The organism is Sphingobium xanthum (assembly GCF_019737615.1).
GTDB lineage: Bacteria > Pseudomonadota > Alphaproteobacteria > Sphingomonadales > Sphingomonadaceae > Sphingobium > Sphingobium xanthum.
In genome coordinates, this window is sequence record NZ_JAHKKS010000010.1 from 130,608 (window position 1) to 148,151 (window position 17,544).

At 65.5% G+C, this 17,544-nt stretch carries 21 protein-coding genes; 6 read left to right on the top strand and 15 right to left on the bottom strand.

Going from position 1 to position 17,544, the window contains the following annotated elements; all coding sequences use genetic code 11:
- Positions 1–13: 13 nt before the first annotated feature.
- The 6 genes from hglS to KM135_RS15985 all read right to left on the bottom strand — a co-directional run bounded on the left by hglS (position 14) and on the right by KM135_RS15985 (position 7,825).
- The gene (hglS, locus tag KM135_RS15960; protein WP_221715030.1) at positions 14–1,381 is read right to left on the bottom strand and encodes a 2-oxoadipate dioxygenase/decarboxylase HglS; all 1,368 of its coding nucleotides are present in this window, start codon (positions 1,379–1,381) and stop codon (positions 14–16) included.
- Complete coding sequence (locus tag KM135_RS15965; RefSeq protein WP_221715031.1) at positions 1,378–2,658, bottom strand: N-succinylarginine dihydrolase; 1,281 nt, start codon at positions 2,656–2,658, stop codon at positions 1,378–1,380. Before KM135_RS15965 ends, hglS begins: the two co-directional genes overlap by 4 nt.
- Positions 2,655–4,073, bottom strand: coding sequence for a succinylglutamate-semialdehyde dehydrogenase (astD, locus tag KM135_RS15970; protein WP_221715032.1), 1,419 nt, complete (start codon positions 4,071–4,073; stop codon positions 2,655–2,657). Before astD ends, KM135_RS15965 begins: the two co-directional genes overlap by 4 nt.
- Positions 4,074–4,190: 117 nt before the next feature.
- A complete protein-coding gene (locus KM135_RS15975; protein WP_221715033.1) occupies positions 4,191–5,228 on the bottom strand; it encodes an arginine N-succinyltransferase in 1,038 nt (345 codons plus the stop codon).
- Positions 5,221–6,477, bottom strand: a complete 1,257-nt coding sequence (locus tag KM135_RS15980; RefSeq protein ID WP_221715034.1) for a hydrolase — start codon at positions 6,475–6,477, stop codon at positions 5,221–5,223. The genes KM135_RS15975 and KM135_RS15980 overlap by 8 nt, the downstream gene beginning before the upstream one ends.
- 43 nt (positions 6,478–6,520) lie before the next feature.
- The gene (locus tag KM135_RS15985; protein ID WP_221715035.1) at positions 6,521–7,825 is read right to left on the bottom strand and encodes an MFS transporter; all 1,305 of its coding nucleotides are present in this window, start codon (positions 7,823–7,825) and stop codon (positions 6,521–6,523) included.
- A gap of 170 nt (positions 7,826–7,995) precedes the next feature.
- Between KM135_RS15985 and KM135_RS15990 the strand changes: the two genes are divergently transcribed.
- Positions 7,996–8,787 carry a CmcJ/NvfI family oxidoreductase gene (locus KM135_RS15990; protein WP_221715036.1) on the top strand — a complete coding sequence of 264 codons (792 nt, stop codon included), beginning with the start codon at positions 7,996–7,998 and terminating at the stop codon, positions 8,785–8,787.
- A gap of 112 nt (positions 8,788–8,899) precedes the next feature.
- On the opposite strand, the gene KM135_RS15995 is transcribed toward KM135_RS15990, so the two are convergent.
- The 4 genes from KM135_RS15995 to KM135_RS16005 form a co-directional block, all read right to left on the bottom strand.
- On the bottom strand, positions 8,900–10,198 hold the full coding sequence (locus KM135_RS15995) for a spinster family MFS transporter (protein WP_221715037.1): 1,299 nt from the start codon (positions 10,196–10,198) through the stop codon (positions 8,900–8,902).
- A gap of 151 nt (positions 10,199–10,349) precedes the next feature.
- On the bottom strand, positions 10,350–10,481 hold the full coding sequence (locus KM135_RS20055; RefSeq protein WP_281422189.1) for a hypothetical protein: 132 nt from the start codon (positions 10,479–10,481) through the stop codon (positions 10,350–10,352).
- A gap of 69 nt (positions 10,482–10,550) precedes the next feature.
- On the bottom strand, positions 10,551–11,327 hold the full coding sequence (locus KM135_RS16000) for an SDR family oxidoreductase (RefSeq protein ID WP_221715038.1): 777 nt from the start codon (positions 11,325–11,327) through the stop codon (positions 10,551–10,553).
- Between the two features lie 173 nt (positions 11,328–11,500).
- The gene (locus KM135_RS16005) at positions 11,501–11,677 is read right to left on the bottom strand and encodes a hypothetical protein (RefSeq protein WP_221715039.1); all 177 of its coding nucleotides are present in this window, start codon (positions 11,675–11,677) and stop codon (positions 11,501–11,503) included.
- A 31-nt stretch (positions 11,678–11,708) separates the two neighbouring features.
- On the opposite strand from KM135_RS16005, the gene KM135_RS16010 reads away from it, so the two are divergent.
- From KM135_RS16010 to KM135_RS16030, 5 genes are all read left to right on the top strand, one after another.
- Positions 11,709–12,401, top strand: coding sequence for a GntR family transcriptional regulator (locus KM135_RS16010; RefSeq protein ID WP_221715040.1), 693 nt, complete (start codon positions 11,709–11,711; stop codon positions 12,399–12,401).
- Between the two features lie 151 nt (positions 12,402–12,552).
- On the top strand, positions 12,553–13,566 hold the full coding sequence (locus KM135_RS16015) for a helix-turn-helix domain-containing protein (RefSeq protein ID WP_221715041.1): 1,014 nt from the start codon (positions 12,553–12,555) through the stop codon (positions 13,564–13,566).
- Between the two features lie 38 nt (positions 13,567–13,604).
- The gene (locus KM135_RS16020; protein ID WP_221715042.1) at positions 13,605–13,904 is read left to right on the top strand and encodes a putative quinol monooxygenase; all 300 of its coding nucleotides are present in this window, start codon (positions 13,605–13,607) and stop codon (positions 13,902–13,904) included.
- A 42-nt stretch (positions 13,905–13,946) separates the two neighbouring features.
- Positions 13,947–14,975, top strand: a complete 1,029-nt coding sequence (locus tag KM135_RS16025) for a peptidyl-alpha-hydroxyglycine alpha-amidating lyase family protein (protein ID WP_221715043.1) — start codon at positions 13,947–13,949, stop codon at positions 14,973–14,975.
- A 98-nt stretch (positions 14,976–15,073) separates the two neighbouring features.
- Positions 15,074–15,793 carry a ThuA domain-containing protein gene (locus tag KM135_RS16030; RefSeq protein WP_221715044.1) on the top strand — a complete coding sequence of 240 codons (720 nt, stop codon included), beginning with the start codon at positions 15,074–15,076 and terminating at the stop codon, positions 15,791–15,793.
- A gap of 371 nt (positions 15,794–16,164) precedes the next feature.
- On the opposite strand, the gene KM135_RS16035 is transcribed toward KM135_RS16030, so the two are convergent.
- The 5 genes from KM135_RS16035 to KM135_RS16050 all read right to left on the bottom strand — a co-directional run bounded on the left by KM135_RS16035 (position 16,165) and on the right by KM135_RS16050 (position 17,362).
- Positions 16,165–16,476 carry a hypothetical protein gene (locus KM135_RS16035; protein WP_221715045.1) on the bottom strand — a complete coding sequence of 104 codons (312 nt, stop codon included), beginning with the start codon at positions 16,474–16,476 and terminating at the stop codon, positions 16,165–16,167.
- On the bottom strand, positions 16,473–16,724 hold the full coding sequence (locus tag KM135_RS16040) for a hypothetical protein (protein WP_221715046.1): 252 nt from the start codon (positions 16,722–16,724) through the stop codon (positions 16,473–16,475). Before KM135_RS16040 ends, KM135_RS16035 begins: the two co-directional genes overlap by 4 nt.
- A gap of 1 nt (position 16,725) precedes the next feature.
- On the bottom strand, positions 16,726–16,908 hold the full coding sequence (locus tag KM135_RS16045; RefSeq protein ID WP_221715047.1) for a hypothetical protein: 183 nt from the start codon (positions 16,906–16,908) through the stop codon (positions 16,726–16,728).
- A 31-nt stretch (positions 16,909–16,939) separates the two neighbouring features.
- The gene (locus KM135_RS20060; RefSeq protein ID WP_281422190.1) at positions 16,940–17,068 is read right to left on the bottom strand and encodes a hypothetical protein; all 129 of its coding nucleotides are present in this window, start codon (positions 17,066–17,068) and stop codon (positions 16,940–16,942) included.
- A 69-nt stretch (positions 17,069–17,137) separates the two neighbouring features.
- Positions 17,138–17,362, bottom strand: coding sequence for a hypothetical protein (locus tag KM135_RS16050; RefSeq protein WP_221715048.1), 225 nt, complete (start codon positions 17,360–17,362; stop codon positions 17,138–17,140).
- Between the last annotated feature and the right edge of the window lie 182 nt (positions 17,363–17,544).

Consider the following 17,544-nt stretch of genomic DNA (forward strand, 5'->3'; position numbering starts at 1 on the left):
GCGAGGAAGAGAGTCAGGCTGTCGCCCGCTCCAGCGCGTCGATCGAATCCTGCTCCTGATCCAGATACAGTCCGAACGGATCGAGGCAGGGCATGCCCAGCGCGGCCTCGAACTCGGCCTGCGAGCTTTGCCCGCCAAAGCCGCCCTGATCGCCGTCGCTGAGGTTCGAGCGGAAAATGCCCGCCGCGCTCACCGGCAGAAAATCCTCGTAGGTGATCGGTGTCGCGATCAGCAGCCCGGCATCGACCAACTCGTCCACCGATCCGGCAGGGAGCTTGCCCGCTGCGATCAGGCGGCTTGCCTCCGGAGTGGGCGTGTAGCTGAAATAGGCGAGGCCCTCGTCCCGCATCGCCTCGACATCGTCGGGGAAGCGCGCGAACGCGGCCGCCAGCTGCGCCTGATAGTTGGCGCCGCCGGTCGTGCGCGCGGCCTCGGCCTCGGCAAGAATCTCGTCGTACAGTGCGCGGCCGCGTGGCGTCAGCGCGATTCCGCGCTGCTCGATCTCGCCGAAGCGTGCAGTGTGCGCGCCTGCGACCACCCTGTCGCCGTCGCGGAAATGGATGGCTTCTTCCAGCGCCTGGAAGCTGGTCTGGCGCAGCAGGATCGGCGCATCGCGACGCGGCGGCCCTTCGATCACGGTCTTGGCCTTGATGCCGCGCGCGATCATCTCGGCCTGCGCGGCGTCGATGTCGAGCGTGCGGGGGGTCAGGTGATTGATATGCGGCCCGCGGAAGCAGACGATGTCCGCCACGAGCCGGTGCGCGGCATTGAAGGCGGCGTAAGTCTCGCTGTCGACCAGCGCTTCGCCATGCCAGCGAAACGTCTCCAGCGCGGCGGCAACGAATGCTGTCATGTCATCCGAGCTTAGGCCGCCATCATTCTCGAATTTCTCGATAAAATTGATTGCTTTGTCCGACACGATCCGGCGCTCAGCAAGGATTTCCGTTGCGCGTGTGCGCAGGTCTGCATCGGCGATCAGGTCTATGCGCAGCAGCGAACAGAAGATGCGAAAGGCGCAGGCCGAGAGCGCGCTGTTGTCGATCGGCCGGAACGCGGTCGAGTGGACCGGCAGGCCTGCGACGCCGAGATCATAATAGCCGACCGGCGCCATGCCCATCACTGCGAACAAACGCCGCATCAGGCTCAGTTCCTCCGCCGTGCCCACGCGGATTGCGCCATGTCGCTCGGCATTCAGCCGCTCCAGTTCGCCGTTCGCGGCAAGCTGCGCGCGCAAGGCAGGGTCGGCCTCGAGCGCGCGGGCATTGGTCGTCGCGACGATGTCCAGCAGGTCGCCGTAGAGCGGCACTTCCTCGCGATACATGAGCGACATCGCCTCGGAAAAGGCGAGGCGGGTCGCGTCGGTCGAAACGAAGCTGCTCATAGGGGTTGCTCCAGTGCTGCGATGAGGGCGGCGCGGGCTTGCCGCATGGCCTCCCAGCTTTCGGGGAGACCGATGTCGGAGGGTGCCATTCGCTCGGGCCAATGCGCCGTGATCAGCGCTTCGAGCCGGTCTGCGGCCCGATCGTTCAGCAGATGGGCGGGATGGATGGCGCGCTCGGCTTCTTCGGACAGGAGCACGCGCAGGCGCAGGCAAGCTGGCCCGCCGCCATTGTGCATGGACTCGCGCACATCCACGAAATGCGCGGCGTGGATCGGCCCGTTGGCGCCGACATTGGCGTCGATCCACGCCTTGACCGTGGCCGTCTCGGCGCATTCGATCGGCAGGATGAGCGCGCGGCTGCCGTCCGGCAGAGTCACGAGCTGCGAGTTGAACAGATAGGAGGCAATGGCGTCCCTGAGCGGCACCTCGCTCGCCGGCACCTCGACGACCACCAGATCGGGGCAGCGCGCCTCGATCGCCGCATAGAGTGCGTCCTTGTCAGCAAAGGCCTGCTCATGGGCGAAGAGGATATTCTCGTGCGCAACCGCCACCACATCGTTGTGGAACGCGCCGGCCGCGATCGCTTCCGGCGATTGCTGGACGATGAGCGCATCGCTCACGCCATGGCTGCGGAAGATGGCGCGGCTGGCCTGCGCCGATTGCCGCGCGGGGAAAGGCCCTCCCGGCTCGCCATAAACCATGATCTCGATGCCGCGCTCACCGACCGGCGAAGCGAGACGCATGAAATTGGCCGCGCCTTCGTCGCCGAACCGTGCCGGCACCGGCTCATGCACGGCGAAATGCCGCTCGTCGGCGAAGATGCGCCGCAACTGCGCCAGCGTGCCCGGCCATTCGTGGCTGCGATGCGCCATGGTCGAGAGATTGGCCGGCGTGAAATGGACACGGCCGTCGGCGGTGTCCGGCGCGGGCGAGACGGTCGCGGCATTGGCGGCCCACATCGGCGAGGCGCTGATCGCCTGCGCCAGCAAGCTCGGTTCCTCGGCCCAGGCCTGGGCGCAGACCGCATCATCCGTCCCGGAGAAGCCGAGCGCGCGCAGCCAGCCGATATTGGGCCGCTCGTGCGGGAGGAAGAAGCCCTGTCCCAGGCCGAGCGAGAGCATCAGCCGCATCTTGCCGAGGCCCTGCAACGCGGCCTGGCGCGGATAAGCGGTCTCGCCGGCATGCAAGGTCGCGGCGAGATTGCCGTGGCTGAGGCCGGCATAATTGTGGCTGGGGCCGATCAGCCCGTCGAAATTGACTTCGCGAAAGCGGGTCACGCTCTAATCCCCACGCCCAGGGCGCCCTCGATGGCCGGCGCTTCCATCCCGGCGACCGGGAAGGCGCAATAGTCGGCGGCATAATAAGCGCTCGGGCGGTGATTGCCGCTGTTGCCGGTGCCGCCAAAGGGCAAAGCGGAGCTGGCGCCATTTGTCGGCCGGTTCCAGTTGATGACGCCGGCGCGCGTGCGGCTGCGGAACTGGTCGAATTGCGCGCGGGTGCCGCCGAGCATCGCGGCCGAGAGGCCGAAGCGCGTCGCATTGGCGCGCGCAATCGCGGCGTCGAAATCGCTTTCCCGCCAGATCTGCAGCACGGGCCCGAAAATCTCCTCGTCCGGCGCGCCTTCGATGCCGGTCATGTCGATGAGCGCAGGGGTCAAATAGGGGCGGTCCGCTTGCGGGCGTTGCAGGGCGCGGAGTGGCCTCCCGCCGAGGCCGAGCAGATCGGCGACCTGCGCCTGCACCTTGTCGGCGGCGCGATTGTCGACCACCGGTCCCATGAACGGCTCCGGATCGTCGAACGGCGCGCCAACGATCAGGCTGTCCAGTGTCGCCTCGATCCGCGGGATGAGCGCGTCAGCAAGGCTGTCCTGCAGGATCAGCCGCCGTGCGCAGGTGCAGCGCTGCCCGGCCGAGAGATAGGCGGACTGGACGATAATCGCGACCGCGGCGTCGATGTCGCCCTCCGCCAGATCCCAGACCAGCAGCGGGTTGTTGCCGCCCATTTCCAGCGCGAGGATGCGGCCCGGCGTCTCTGCGAATTGCCGGGCGAGCGCCTTGCCGGTGGTCGAGCTGCCGGTGAAGAGCAGGCCGTCCGTGCCCTGATGGCCGGCGAGCGCTTTGCCGGTCTCGCCGTCGCCCTGCACGATTTCCAGCACACCCTCCGGAAGCCCGGCCTCGCGCCACAGCTCGCCGGTGAGCTGCGCGACGCCGGGCGCAAGTTCGCTCGGCTTGAAGACGATCGTGTTCCCGGCGAGCAGCGCGGGCACGATATGACCATTGGGCAAGTGCGCGGGGAAATTATACGGGCCGAGCACGGCCAGCACGCCGTGTGGCCGGTGGCGCAGCGCCTGCGTCAGGCCGTTTGCGTCGACCAGCGTCTCGCCGGTCCGCTCCGCTTGCGCCTTGATCGAGATGTCCACCTTGGCCGCGACGCTCGCGGCTTCGGTCTTCGTCTCCCAGAAGGGCTTGCCGGTCTCCCGCGAGATGATCCGTGCGACATCCTCGGCGCGCGCCTTCACGCCGTCGGCATAGGCCCTCAGGACCTGGGCGCGCTCCTCGATCGGCGTCGCTTCCCAGCCCGGCTGGGCCGCGCGCGCGCGCGCGACGGCGGCATCGACCGCCGCTTCGTCGGCAACCGCGCCGCGCCAGACCTCGTTGCCGGTGCAGGGGTCGGTGGAAATCAGGTCACGCATTCTAACATAGTGCTCCTGCGAAGGCAGGAGCCCAGGCCGGCTATGAACCGCTGCTGGGCCCTGGGTTCCTGCCTTCGCAGAAACACGGAAATGGTTTGGCCTCGCTGCAATCCTTCCTCACGGAGTCGGCACATAAAGCGCGAAGTCGCCCTCGGCGAGGCGACCGAGGGACAGGCTCGCCGGTGCGAGATGGAGTGTCTCCCCTTCATCCGCAATGCGGCCTTGTCCCTGCCAGGCACGGAAATCGAGCAAGCGTCCGGCCGCGAGCAGCATGCGTTCCCGCGCCGCCTCGTCGCTGTTGCCGTCGGCACTCACGATCGCGCTGTTGCTGTCCTTGACCGTGCGCAGGTCAGCGACATTGGCCTGCAAGGTCGGGCCGGCATCGAACAGATCGACATAGCCCTGATAGGCGAAGCCCTCGGCCTCCAGCAGCTTCATCGCCGCCTTGCCCGCCGGATGCGGCTTGCCGATCGCGCTCTGCGCCTCGGGCGAGAGCAGATTGGTGTAGATCGGATATTTAGGCATGAGATCGGCGATGAACTGGTTGCCGTTCAGCGCATGGAAGCGGTCGGCCTCGGCGAATTCCAGATCGAAGAAGCGCCGCGTCAATCCTTCCCAAAAGGGTGAGACGCCCTCGGGCTCCTGATAGCCGCGCAGTTCGGTCAGCACCTGCTCGCTGAACCGCTCGCGATGGAGCGCCATGAACAGATAGCGGCTGCGCGACAGCAGGACACCGAGGCCCGAGCGGCGCAGGTCCGGCATCAGGAACAGGCCGCCCACTTCGCTCGCGCCGGCAAAGTCGTTGACGAGGTTTAGCACATTGGTCGTGACGATCCGCTCAAGCTGACGGCTGTGCTGCGAGAGGCGCGTGATCTTGTAGCTGTAGAAGGGTTTCTTGGTGCCGACGCTGGAGAAGATCAGCGCCGTGCCCGCAATGCGGCCGCTCCCGCTCTCCTGAAGCACGAACATGTAAAGCTCGTCGTCCGGCCTGGTGAGGTCCGCCTCGAAGCTGCGCTGGCTGCGCTCCAACCGCAGCTTCAGCGCGTCGCGGTCATGCGGCAGGTTGGTGAAGCCCGGCCCGGTCTGGCCGGCCAGCTCATAGACCGCGTCCAGATCGGCCACGGTTGCCGGTCGGACGAACCAGCCTTCAGACATGCGTTGCTCCCTTTTGTGCGAAGATGGGGTCGAGCCGCCCCTCGGCGATGCGCAAGATTGTGAGCGCTGCGAGCGCGGCCCGCTCGGAGAGGCTGTCGATCAGCAGAAATTCGTCTGCGGTATGGATGGCGCCGCCGCGCACGCCCATCGTGTCGACCACCACGACATTCTCCGCCGCGATATTGTTGCCGTCGCAGACCCCGCCTGAGGGCTGCCAGTCGATATGCAGGCCGAGATCGGCGCCCGTGTCGCGCACCAGGCCGAACAGAGCCTCGTGCGGCGCGTCGAAGGGCTTTGGCGGCCGTGCGAAATGGCCGGACATGCGGATCGAGACCTCGTGGGAGGTCTCCACGGCGGCGATGGCGGCGGCAATGCCGTGCTGCGCCTTGTGCTGGGCTTCAGGATCGAGCGGACGCATGTTCCAGCCGAGTGCCGCCTTGTCCGGCACGACATTGTTCGCCCCGCCGCCCGACACGCGCGCGACATTTACGGACAGCCCGGGAATCTCGCGCTTCATCGCGTCGAGCCGGATAGCGAGATCGGCAGCCGCCACGACGGCATTGCGCCCGTCCTGCGGTGCCCGCCCGGCATGGGCGGCGCGGCCGGCGATGGCTGCGATGAAATTGCCGCTGCCCCGCCGCGCGCTCGCCAGCGTGCCTTGCGGCGTGACCGAGGGCTCAAAGGTGATGCCGATCTGCGCCTGTCGCGCGATCTCGCGCAGCAGCGAGGCCGATCCGAGCGAGGAGACTTCCTCATCGGCATTGACCACCACGTCCCAGCCGAGGCCGGGGATGGTGCCCGCCTGCTCCAGCGCGTCGAGCGCCTCGATCATCACGAGCAGCCCGCCCTTCATGTCCGCGGTGCCGGGGCCGTTGAGCGTGTTCGAATCGGTCAGTCGCGAGGACTGAAAGGGGTGCTCGGGCGGGAAGACCGTGTCCATATGACCGGTCAGGATCAGCCGGCGATTGGCCCCCTCGCGCTTGCGGGCGAGCAGGTTGGCGCCATGCGGCACGGCGATCTCCTCGCCCTTGTCGCTCAGTGTCGTCACCGCATCCGGCTTGCGCGACGTTACGGTGTCCGCGATCGGCGCCAGACGGTCTGCGATCAGGCCATGCATCGCCGCCAGCCCGGCAAGGTTCCGGCTGCCGCTGTTGACCTGTGCCCAGTCGACGACATCGGCCGCCATGGCACTCTGGCGGCCCTTCAGATGGTCGACGATCCGGTTTTCCGACGGGGAGAGTCCTCTCATCCACGCTCTTTAGACGAACTTCCCGAGAGGGGCTAGGCCATCGCTAGGCGCGCCGCGCCGTCGCGAAGATCACCGCCGCGAGCATCGCGGGAATAGCGAGCAGCACGCAGATGATCGTCTTGTCGAAGCCCGCCACCAGCAGATAGCCCGCGGTCAGCGGCCCGAAGATCGATCCGATGCGGCCGACCGTGGTCGCGATGCCGAGGCCGGTCGCGCGCAATTGCGGCGGGAAGGCATAGGCGATGCTCAGCCAGCAGCCGCAGGCCGAAGCGAACAGCATCGCGCCAAGCAGCACGGCATTGCCGACCAGCAGGGGCAGATTGGCGGGCAGTAGACCGAAGAGGATGATCATCGCCGCCATGCCGAACAGGGTGATGACGGTCAGCCGCTTCACGCCGACGCGCCCGGCGATCCAGCCGGCGAACAGCCCGCCGAAAATGCCGCCGATCGAGACGTAGATGGAATAGCCAATGCCCGCCGCGGTCGAGAGGCCCAGCTCCGTCACCCATTTCACCGCCCAGTTGATGATGAAGTAGAAGGAGAACATGTTGAACGGGTGGGCGATGCACAGCCGCAGCATTTCCCAGCGATGCTCCCTCGCGAAAATCTCGCGGATCGAGGCCATGCCGTCATTGGCGCTCACCGTCATCGGCGGCAGCGCTTCGAGCGGCGGCAATTGGAGGCGGCGCAGCACCTTGTTGGTCTTCTCCAGCGCGCCCCTGGGCTGGCGCGAGAGCAGGAACTCGAGCGATTCCGGCAGCCAGAGCCAGGCGATCGGGAAGAGCAGGGCAGAAAGGCAGCCGCCGACCCAGAAGATGCCGCGCCAGCCGAACTCGTCGAGCACCGCGATCGCCACGAAGCCGCCTAGGATCGTGCCCACCGGATAAGCGGAAGCGACGAAGCTCGGCGCAAATTCGCGGCGCTTGTCGGACGCATATTCCATCGCGACGGCGCCCGCCGTGCTGGTCATGCCGCCGATGCCGATGCCGGTCAGCAGCCGCGCGGCCGCCATGCCCCAATAGCCCTGGCTCATCGCGCCGCCGAACATGCCGAGGCTCATGAGGATGAGGCAGAAGAGGATCGCCGGCCGCCGGCCCTTGGTGTCCGCGATGGGCGAGACGCCGAGCGCGCCGATGGCCATGCCGGCGAGACTGTAGCTCAAGAGCTCGCCCAGTTCGTCCGGGCGAAGATTCCATTCCCTGGTGAGTACGGGTGCGGCCTGCGCCAGCGCCAGCAGGTCATAGCCGTCCACCATGTTGATGGAGACCGGGATGAGAATCATCAGCCATTGCACCAGCAGCATGGGCCGTTCGCCCAGCGCCCTGCGCGGATCATAGTGGCTGGCCATCCTCGTCCCCTCGGGTTTTGCCGACACGCTATGGGCGCGCGGGGCGAAGTCAATCGGCAAGGGCCGCATCCTGTTGACGCTGAGCGAACTGGCGCATGCCTTCGCTTGCAGGGGAGGTTCGACTGGCCCTAGAATGACTTGGCAACAGGCGCGGAGAGGAGAGCGAGCGCATGGACCCGGTCATGGCCAAGCTCAACTATGTGGTGCGCGGCGAGAGCGCCGTGTTCAATGCGGCCAATCGCGCGGAAAGCTACTGGCCCATCGAGGAGCATGTCGTGCCGATCCACGATGTGCGCGCGATCGGCGAGCTCTCGTTCGATCGCAACGGCTTCGTGCTGGTCAAGGGCGCGTCCGGCGTCGTCGACGCGCCGACCGACGAGGAGAAGAAGCGCGTCTACGCGCAGGAAGCGGTCGATCTCATCACGCGGCTGACCGGCGCGAAGAAGGTCGTCACCTTCGGCACGATGCTGCGCACTGATGCGCCCGGCGCGGGCGACGGCAATCTCCCGGCATTCGGCGCCCATGTCGATTATGGCGCGCGCACGGTGCGCGATTTCACGCTCGACATGATGCCGGAGGAGGAAGCCGAGCGGCGCCTCGCGGGTCGACACATGCTCATCAATATCTGGCGCCCGCTCAAACCCGTCGAGCGCACGCCGCTGGCGCTATGCGATGCCAGCACAGTGCTGCGCAGCGATCTCTTCCAGAGCGAGGTCCGTGGCGGGCTGGGCGACGCGCGGCGGCGGTCGCTCTGGGGCTTCAACCTCGCCTACAACCCCGATCATCGCTGGTATTATGCGCCGCACATGCAGCCGGACGAGGCCTATGTTTTCCGGCTGTTCGACAGCGATCCGGATGCGGTGCAATTCACTGGCCATAGCGCGTTCGAAGACCCGACCGCCGCGCCCGATGCGGAGCCGCGCCAGAGCATCGAGATCAGAACGATCGCTTATTTGAGCTGAGGGAGAAGTCCCTCACACCATCATTCCCGCGAAGGCGGGAATCCAGCTCGTGAATCTGCCTCATGCGCGATGATGGGATTTGGATCCTCGCCTTCGCGAATGCTGGAAAGCTTCAGCTCGACCTGTCTCCTTCCTTGAGCGCCAGCCGGCCAGCCCACAGGAAGCACAGGCCGCCGGCCACCGAGCAGACCGCGACCGAGAGCATCGAGTAGCGGATGGCGTGATCGCCGAAGGTCGGGGCCAGATAGTCGTTGAGCGCGCCGACCATCAACGGCCCGATGATCTGCCCGACGAGTCCCGTGAAGAAGATGCCGATCGCGGCGGCCACTGTCTTCATCCGGTCCGGCGCAAGCGCCATGGTCGCGGCGAAGATCGGTCCCTGAAAGGAGGCGTAGAATGCGGCGGTGATGCCGAGGCCGGCGATCCAGATGGCCGGCGTGTCGCTGAGCAGCATCATGACATAGCCCGGCGCCAGGATGATCGAGGCCGCTGCCGGTATCCGGAAGCGCCAGCGCGGATCCCTCCGACCGAGCCGGTCGGTCAGCCAGCCGGTGAACAGCACGCCGACGATCCCGGCGACGCCGCGCGCGGGCGTCACGATGACCCCGATCTCGGTGATGCTGAGCTCATGCACGCGGGTCAGCAACGCCGTCGTCCATGTGCCGGTCGCGTAGAGGGCGCCGCCCATGAAAGAGACGCCGATCATGATCGCGCGGAAGGCCGGCGAGCGCCACAGGGTCCTGATCGCATGCCAGAGCGGCACCTTGTCCGCGGGGTTGACCGGCTGGGCGCGAACCGGCTCGCGCACGGTGAAGTAGAACAGCGCGGCGAGCACAATGCCGGAAATGCCGGCCACCTGAAACGCAAAGCGCCAGCCATAGAGATCGGCGAGATAGGCAGCGAGCGGCAGGAAGAGCAGCGCGTCGACCGCACTTGCCGTGGTCAGGATCGCCAACGCCAGCGGCCGCCGCGCCTTGGTGAAGCTGTCCGCGATCATCGATTGCGACGGCGCGAGTCCGGCCGCCTCGCCCGCGCCCATCAGGAAGCGGCAGAAGGCCATTTGCAGCCCGCTGGTCACATAGCTGGTGAGCGCCGTCATCAGGCTCCAGAAGCTGAATCCGATCGCGATGATATTGCGGCGGCTGTAGCGGTCGGCGAGGCCGGCGATGGGGATGGCGAGGGTCGAATAGAACAGGGCGAAGGCGAGGCCGGAGATGAGGCCGAGCGCGGTGTCGCTCAATTGCAGGTCGGCCTTCACCAGCGGCAGCAGCAGGCCGAGGAGCGAGCGGTCGAGATAATTGAACGTCGAGATCAAGGTCAGGAAGCCGACCATCCAGCCGAGGCGCGGGGTCCAGCTGTCGCTCTGTGTCGGGGAAGCTGCGGGTTCGTCAGTCGGGGCGGCCTGGGCCAAGGTCGATACCTCTCTCGTGCGCCGGGCATTTGGGGCGCCCGATTCAGCCCGTCATATCAGGATGATCGCGTCCGTCCACGCACGATGCCGATCAGCATAGGAATTCCGTGCGAGAGCGCGTGCCCGTGTCGAACGGAGCGGCGCTGAGGCCCTACAGCACGTCGCCGAACATCAGCCAGAGCATCGCGAACCAGGCGAACAGGCCGGCGATGCCGATGGCGATATGCATCCGCTCGCGTAGCCAGCCAACAATGCCCGGTTTTTCGTCCCGATCCTCACTCATCCATACGGGGATAAGGGACAAGGGCGCCGAGAGGCAATGCGGAACGCCGTGAGGCGACCCCGAGCGTCTTCACAATGCAGCGATATAGCCGCCGTCAAGCGGGACGGTGTGGCCGTTCACATAGGAACCCGCGCGCGAGCAGAGGAAGAGGACGGCGCCTTGCGCATCCTCGGCCGTGCCGGATCGCTTGAGCGGAATATAGGTGTCGATCGCCTTCTGCGTCCCTTCCGAGGTCACGTCGTGCATGTTGGACGGGAAGGGGCCGGGCGCGATGGCATTGGCGGTGATGTGGTCCTTGCCCAGCGCCTTGGCGAGCGAGCGGGTGAGATGATGGATCGCGGCCTTGGACGCGCCATAGCTGTGCGCTTCCCAGTTCGGCACGTGCAGCCCGCCGATCGAGCCGGTGTTGACGATGCGGGCCGGGTCTTCCGCGCTGGCGCCGGCGCGCAGCAGCGGCAGCAGCTCGCGCGTCAGGAAGAAGACCGAGCGCAGATTGACGTTCAGCACCGTGTCCCAGTCGTCGAGCGTCGAGGTCGTGAGCGCGCCGGGCGCCATCGCCCCGGCATTGTTGACGAGAATGTGCAGCTTGCTCTCGCGCTCGGCCAGGGCTGCCGCGAGCGCGGCGGGCGACGCCGGATCGGCGAAATCGGCGGCGAGGCCGATGCAGGTGCCCCCCGCTGCCGCCAGTTCGACTGCCGCAGCGTCGGTCCGGGCCTGGTTGCGGCCGCTGATGTAGGTCTTCACGCCTCGCTCGACGAGGCCCTTCGCAATCATCGCGCCGATGCCCGTCGTGCCGCCCGTCACCAGCGCGGTCTTGCCTGAAACGTCGAACAATTGGTCAGCCATGGCCTTGTCTCCCGGTGCGCCTCGGTCGCTCTATGGCGGGCTCTTGTGGCGGAAATCCGGGCTTTGCAAGCCGGATTGGCTCCGCCTGAAAATATCCCGCTTCGTGCAAATTGCGATGCCGTCTGGATCAAGCGACGCCGCTCCCGGCACGGCATCATCATCACGCCGGATTGTCACCTTTTCGAGATGACGGGCGGTTTTCCCGATCCGCGCGCATCATCCCCATGAACGGAAGAGCGGTCGATCCGCTCGCCGTGAGGGGATGTTGTCGCTATGGCAATTTTAATTGCCGTTTCGGACTCCTGCACCGAAGCATAGGTCTTGCGCGCGCGGCGGCGGGGGACCATCATTTTGCCCCAAGGGGCTAGTGAACGGACGATTATGGCAAGCCGGGTCTTGGGGGGGGATGGTGATGATGCGGGCAGCCGGCGGCTGCAGCGCTCGCAAGGCTTTGTCGAGGAAGTCCTGAAGGTCATCCGGTCGGACATCATGTCTCTGCGCATTCCGCCCGACACGCGCATCTCCATCGATCAGCTCGCGCGGGAACTGGGCGTCTCTCAGACACCGATCCGCGAGGCGCTCTCGCAGCTGGAAGCGATGGGCCTCGTCACCAAGCGGCACTATGTGGGCTATTGCAGCGCGCCACAGCGGACGCGCAAGCAGCTCGACGAACTCTACGAGATGCGGCTGCTGCTCGAACCCTATGCCGCCCGTCGCGCGGCCCAGCGCATGACGCCGGAGCTCGCGGCCCATTTGCGTCAGATCTCGGATGCGATGGGTCCGAGCAACCCGATCGAATCCTACGATCAGTTCGCGCAGCTCGATGCCGGGCTGCACGATTCGATCGCCAACGGCAGCGGTAACGAGATCATCCAGGATTCGCTCTCGCGACTCCATTCGCACTTCCACATCTTCCGACTTCGCTTCCACAGCGAAGTGACCAAGGAAGCCTATCTGGAGCACGAGACGCTCGTGCGGGCGCTGGCCAATGGCGATGCCGATGGTGCCGAAGAGGCAATGCGCGCCCATATCCAGAAGTCATACGACCGGCTCCTGCCCTTCGCGCAGGACTGACTTTGCGGGCGCCGGTCGTGCGTCTCTCCCCAGCATGTGCCTCTCGCGGAAGAATAACCCTGCCAATTCGGCAGCCGCATTGACCCGCTTCCTATGTCAAATATCATATAGGAAATACGACATGACTGACATGTCGGTCGGGAGGAGACTTATGTCGAGGGAGAGCGGGCTGGCGGCGTTCAGGGATCGCGGCGGAAGCTGGAGCAATCTCTATTCGCTGAAAATCGAACGCGCGGACGTGAGTCCGACGGGTTGCCGTGCCGCCGAACCCGAGATCGTTGCCGAGACGCTGGGCCCGATCCGCGTCCTGCAACTGACCAGCGGGCCTATCACGATCCGCCGCACCGAAACCGACATCGAGCGCACTGACGAGCGCTGCTTCACCTTCATCATCCAGATCGAGGGGTCGGCCAATTTCCAGCAATATGGCAACCAGACCCAGCTGCGCGCGGGCGACCTGACGCTGTGCGACAATTGCGCTCCCTACAGCTATGGCAGCGACGAGGCGAGCAAGGTCATCATGCTGCGCGTGCCGGTGAATGTGCTGCGCGAGAATCTGCCGAGCCCGCATGAATGCTGCGGCCGTCGGCTGGGCCATGGGCAGGATCTGGTCTCGACCGCGGGCGCCATGGCGCGCAGCCTGATGGAGCAGCTCGGCGCTGGCCTCAGCGAGGAATGCCGGCGGCGCGGGGCGCAGCATCTGCTCTCGATGATCTCGAGCTGCTATGTGGCCTCGTTCGATCGGCTCGGCGGGCGCTCCTCCGTCATGACCGGGCGGCACTGGCGGGTGCGCCTCTTCATCGAGCAGAATCTGCGCGATCCCGAACTCAGCCCGGCGATGATCGCCACGCATCTCAAGCTTTCCTCGCGTTATCTGCGGATGATCTTCGCGGCCAACAACGAGTCCATCTCGGCCTATGTGCTGCGCCGGCGGCTGGAGGAATGCGCCGCCCGCCTGATCGACGCGCGCTGGTCCGGCCACAGCATCACCGAGATCGCCTTCTCCTGGGGCTTCAACAGCGCGCCGCATTTCACGCGCAGCTTCCGCGAGCAGTTCCAATTGAGCCCGCGCGACTACCGGGCACGGCGATCAACGAATTCTTCCGGTGCGCAGCTTGCCAATCGGAGGGCGCAGGACAAGGTGCTGGTGCCCGCCGCAGCCTGAGCCGCGCGGCTAAACCTCTCACCACAGCGGACCTGCAAATGATCACCGAGATTGCAAAACTGACGATCGACCCGGCCAATGCCGATATCTTCGAGGCGGCCGTGAAGGAAGCGTCCGCCGTGTTGCGCGCGGCCGAGGGCTGCCATCACATGGCGCTGGAGCGCGTGATCGAGGACCCGGCGCAATATCGGCTGATGGTCCAGTGGGATAGCGTCGATCATCACATGGTCACCTTCCGCGAGTCCGAGGGGTTCAAGCAGTGGCGCGCACTCGCCGGACCCTATTTCGCTGCGCCGCCGGTGGTCGAACACACCGAGACCGTCGGGCGGTTTTTCTGACGCTCCGGCATCCAGGTAGCAGAGAATAAGGGAAGCAGCGGGATGGCGACGACGGACAAGGTGAAAGTGGCGTTCGAGCTCGTCCCGAACTGGGAGAAGTGCCCGGACGGCGAGGAATATCAGCATCGCGATGTGGCCGATGTCGCCTGCGACAGCCAGGACCGCGTCTATCTCCACACCCGCAACGGCGACCGGGTGATGGTCTATGAGGAAGACGGCACCTTCATCAAGAAATGGGGCGACGGCGTATTCGGCCGCGCGCATGGCATCGCGATCCACGAGGACATCGTCTATTGCACGGACGACCGGGACAGTTGCATCCGCGTGTTCGATCTGGACGGCAATTTCCAGTGGATGCTGGGCGAGCCAGGCGTAAAGAGCGACACCGGCTATGGCTTTCGCGGCAAGCCGGAGATCCATCACAACGAGTTCATCGAGCGGATCGCGGGGCCGTTCAACACATGCTGCAACGTCGCGGTCGCCAGAAACGGGGACATCTTCGTGGCGGACGGGTATGGCAATGCCCGCATCCACCATTTCGATGCCGAGGGGACGCTGCTCAACAGCTGGGGCGATATCGGCACCGGGCCGGGCCAGTTCCACCTGCCGCACGGCATCGCGCTCGACAATGACGAGAATGTCATCGTCTGCGACCGCGAGAATGACCGCATCCAGATCTTCACCCGCGAGGGCGAGTTGCTGCACATCTGGACGGACATTCGCCGCCCGACCGACGTGACTGTCGACAAGGACGGCCTGATCTATGTCTCCGAGCTGTGGCGGCCGCTGGAGGCGGGCCAGGGGAGCTTCGTGCATGGCTATGCCGATCATGACCTGCCGGGGCGCATGACCGTCTTCTATCCGGATGGGACGATCGCGGCGCGCTGGGGCGACAGCAGCGAGGAGCGCGCCAAGCCCGGCAACTTCATCGCGCCGCATGGCCTCGCCGTGGACAGCAAGGGCAATCTCTACGTGGCCGAGGTCTGCTGCTCCTTCGGTGGCGGCTTCAAGCGCATGCCGATGGAGGATACGCTGGACCATCAGATCCAGAAGTTCCGGCGCGTGAGGTGAGAGGGCCGTGCTCCTGCGAAGGCAGGAGCCCATTGCAACGTTGCTCGTGGGCTCCTGCCTTCGCAGGAGCACGGTTGTCATAGAGGGGGAGAGAACCAATGCCGCAACCGCTCGTCGCCAATCTCGTCTGCGGAAGCCCGTGGCGCAATCACGACTTCGACTTCGCCCGGCTGCGGCTGGGGCAGGCGATCTACGATCTCGACGGCATCCGCGTGGATTGCCACCAGGATTATGAGGACAGCGGCGGCATCGCCAATGGCGACCTGCTGGTGAGCTATACCTCGCAAGTGCCGGTCACCGACCGCGCGAGCACCAATTTGCGCCGCTGGCTGGAGAAGGGCGGCCGCTGGTTCGCACTGCACGCCTCCAACTCGGTTGCGGGCAATGTCGCGATGTCGCGTATCCTTGGTTCGCGCTTCATCACGCACCCTAAATATGCCACGTTCCGCGTGCAGGTGACCGCGCCGCAGGATCCGCTGCTGGAAGGCATCGGCGATTTTGACGTGCCGGACGAGCTCTACTGCATCGAGAACGTCACCAACGACTATGAGGTGCTGCTCCACACGCGCTGGGGCGGCGAGGGGTTCGGCGGCATCAGCTTCGAGGAGCAGGACCACCCGATGCTCTACAAGCGCAAGGTCGGCGATCAGGGCGGCGGCATCCTCTATCTCGCGCTCGGCCATGCCAACCGGCCGTTCGACAAGCCTTTCCCGCATCTACCCGACCAGCCCGACTATCGCGGCCCGTGGGACATGGATCTGTTCAAGACGCTGGTGAATCGCGGCATCGAATGGGCGGCGCATCGGCGGCCATATTGAGCGGGATTGGGCGGTCTGAAGATGGGCCGAGACCGCAAAATTCAAGGAATGGCTGCTGATTGCACGCCTTCGTTCGCCGATGAGGCCGCATAGAACCCAGATTTCCGCGGATTTTCTGGCCTGACTTCGCAAACTTCCCTCGTGTGACGCATGGTGGACACGCAAAGTCCGGCTCGGATCGAGCGGAGGCGGCGATTTTCCGGGATTTTCACGGGGTCAAAGAGCGGCGGGCGGTGGGCGCCTGTGGGGAAAGTTATGACATAGGGTCGCGTCTGTAGGACAGGCTCTTCTGCACTGACGATACGCGCCTGACAGGGCTGAGCCGCCGCCAAGACGGCCTCGGCAATCCCACATCGCCGAGACCGTCTACCTCAATCCGCGCTGGTCGCGTGATGGTCCAACGAGGAGGAGGGTCGGGGTCGGGGATCATCGTTCGAAACATGATCCCGGGATAGCGCAGCTTGTAGTGCCGCCGGATCGACGGGCCAGATTTCGATCGCGCTCGCGGTCTGGACACGCAGCAAAGTTGCTACGCGGATATAGACGTTGCGCTCGTTGCCTTCGACGATCTCTTCCTCGGTATCGACGGCATAGATGCCGGCTGGAAGACTGCGATCCAGCGGCGGGATACGGAACGGCGCCTTGAAGCTGACGGATGATCTGGTCGTGCGTGAGCCGGTCATGTCGTGTAGCCGCGATCAGGGTTTTCGCTGAATTGGCGGTCGCGCTCTTCCTGGCGGGATGCATTCGCCTGAAGCAGCGTGAGGTGAACCGCACGCTTCGTTTCGAGCCGCTCGGCCAGCAGCGCTTCGCGCCCCCATGCGTCCGCGGCCCGCGTGGCGACGATCCTGGTGTTTGCCAGTTCGGCTGTAACGGCCCGATCGCGCTGGAGGGCCTGCTGGATGCGGCAGAAAGCTGCGCTCTGAGCCAATCTAGTTCCCCTTTTTCAGCGTTTTGGCGTGATCCCGCTCCGCTTGCGCGAGCGCATCGGATAAGCGGGAATAGCGGAAGGACTTGTAATGAAACCTGTCCGTGGGGACGCAGGTAATGCCATATTTCTGCATTACCTCTTCATCGGAGAGGTCGTGCTCGGATTTCGATGCGAGGTCTGTCATGCCTGCTCCTGCTCAATGAGGACGCTGATGCTCACTGCTTGGGCGCGAGAAGTTGCCCCGGCGCGAGCTTCTGCGATGGCGCGGAAGCGTTTTGCTTCTTGGGTTTTTCAGCCTTAGGTTTGCGAATCTCGCGGTTCGATTTTTTCTGACTCTTCGCCATGACTGGTCCCTGTATTCCGGTGGTGGGTTCGAGAACCGGCGAGGGCCCGGGCAGGGGCCGAGCGAAGGTTCAATGCGTTGTTGCACGATGGTTGCCGGGCGGATCATCCTGGCTGGTATAGGGCGCCTCCCAGTTGCGGAGCGCAGTCGCGCCCGAAGCGCGGTGGATGCGCTCTATCGTGCGGGCGATCCGCGATGCGTTGCCGCGATGCAGCGCACGGCCCCGATCGCAGCGCGTGGCAATGGCCCGCATGAGCGACATCTGATGATCATGATAAAGCTGGTTGAGGTCCACGGCTCTGCTCCACTGCGTAAGCGGGAGCGCCAGATCGTCTCTCAGTCGCGAACGCCTACGGGGAGTCAGTGGTGCGCGATAGTCGCCATATGGGGATCGGCGCGGTCACTTATAAGGGGCGCGGCGCAAATAGTGCGAACGGGTCGCGCGAACCCGTCGGCCGCGCCGCCGCGACAGGCGGT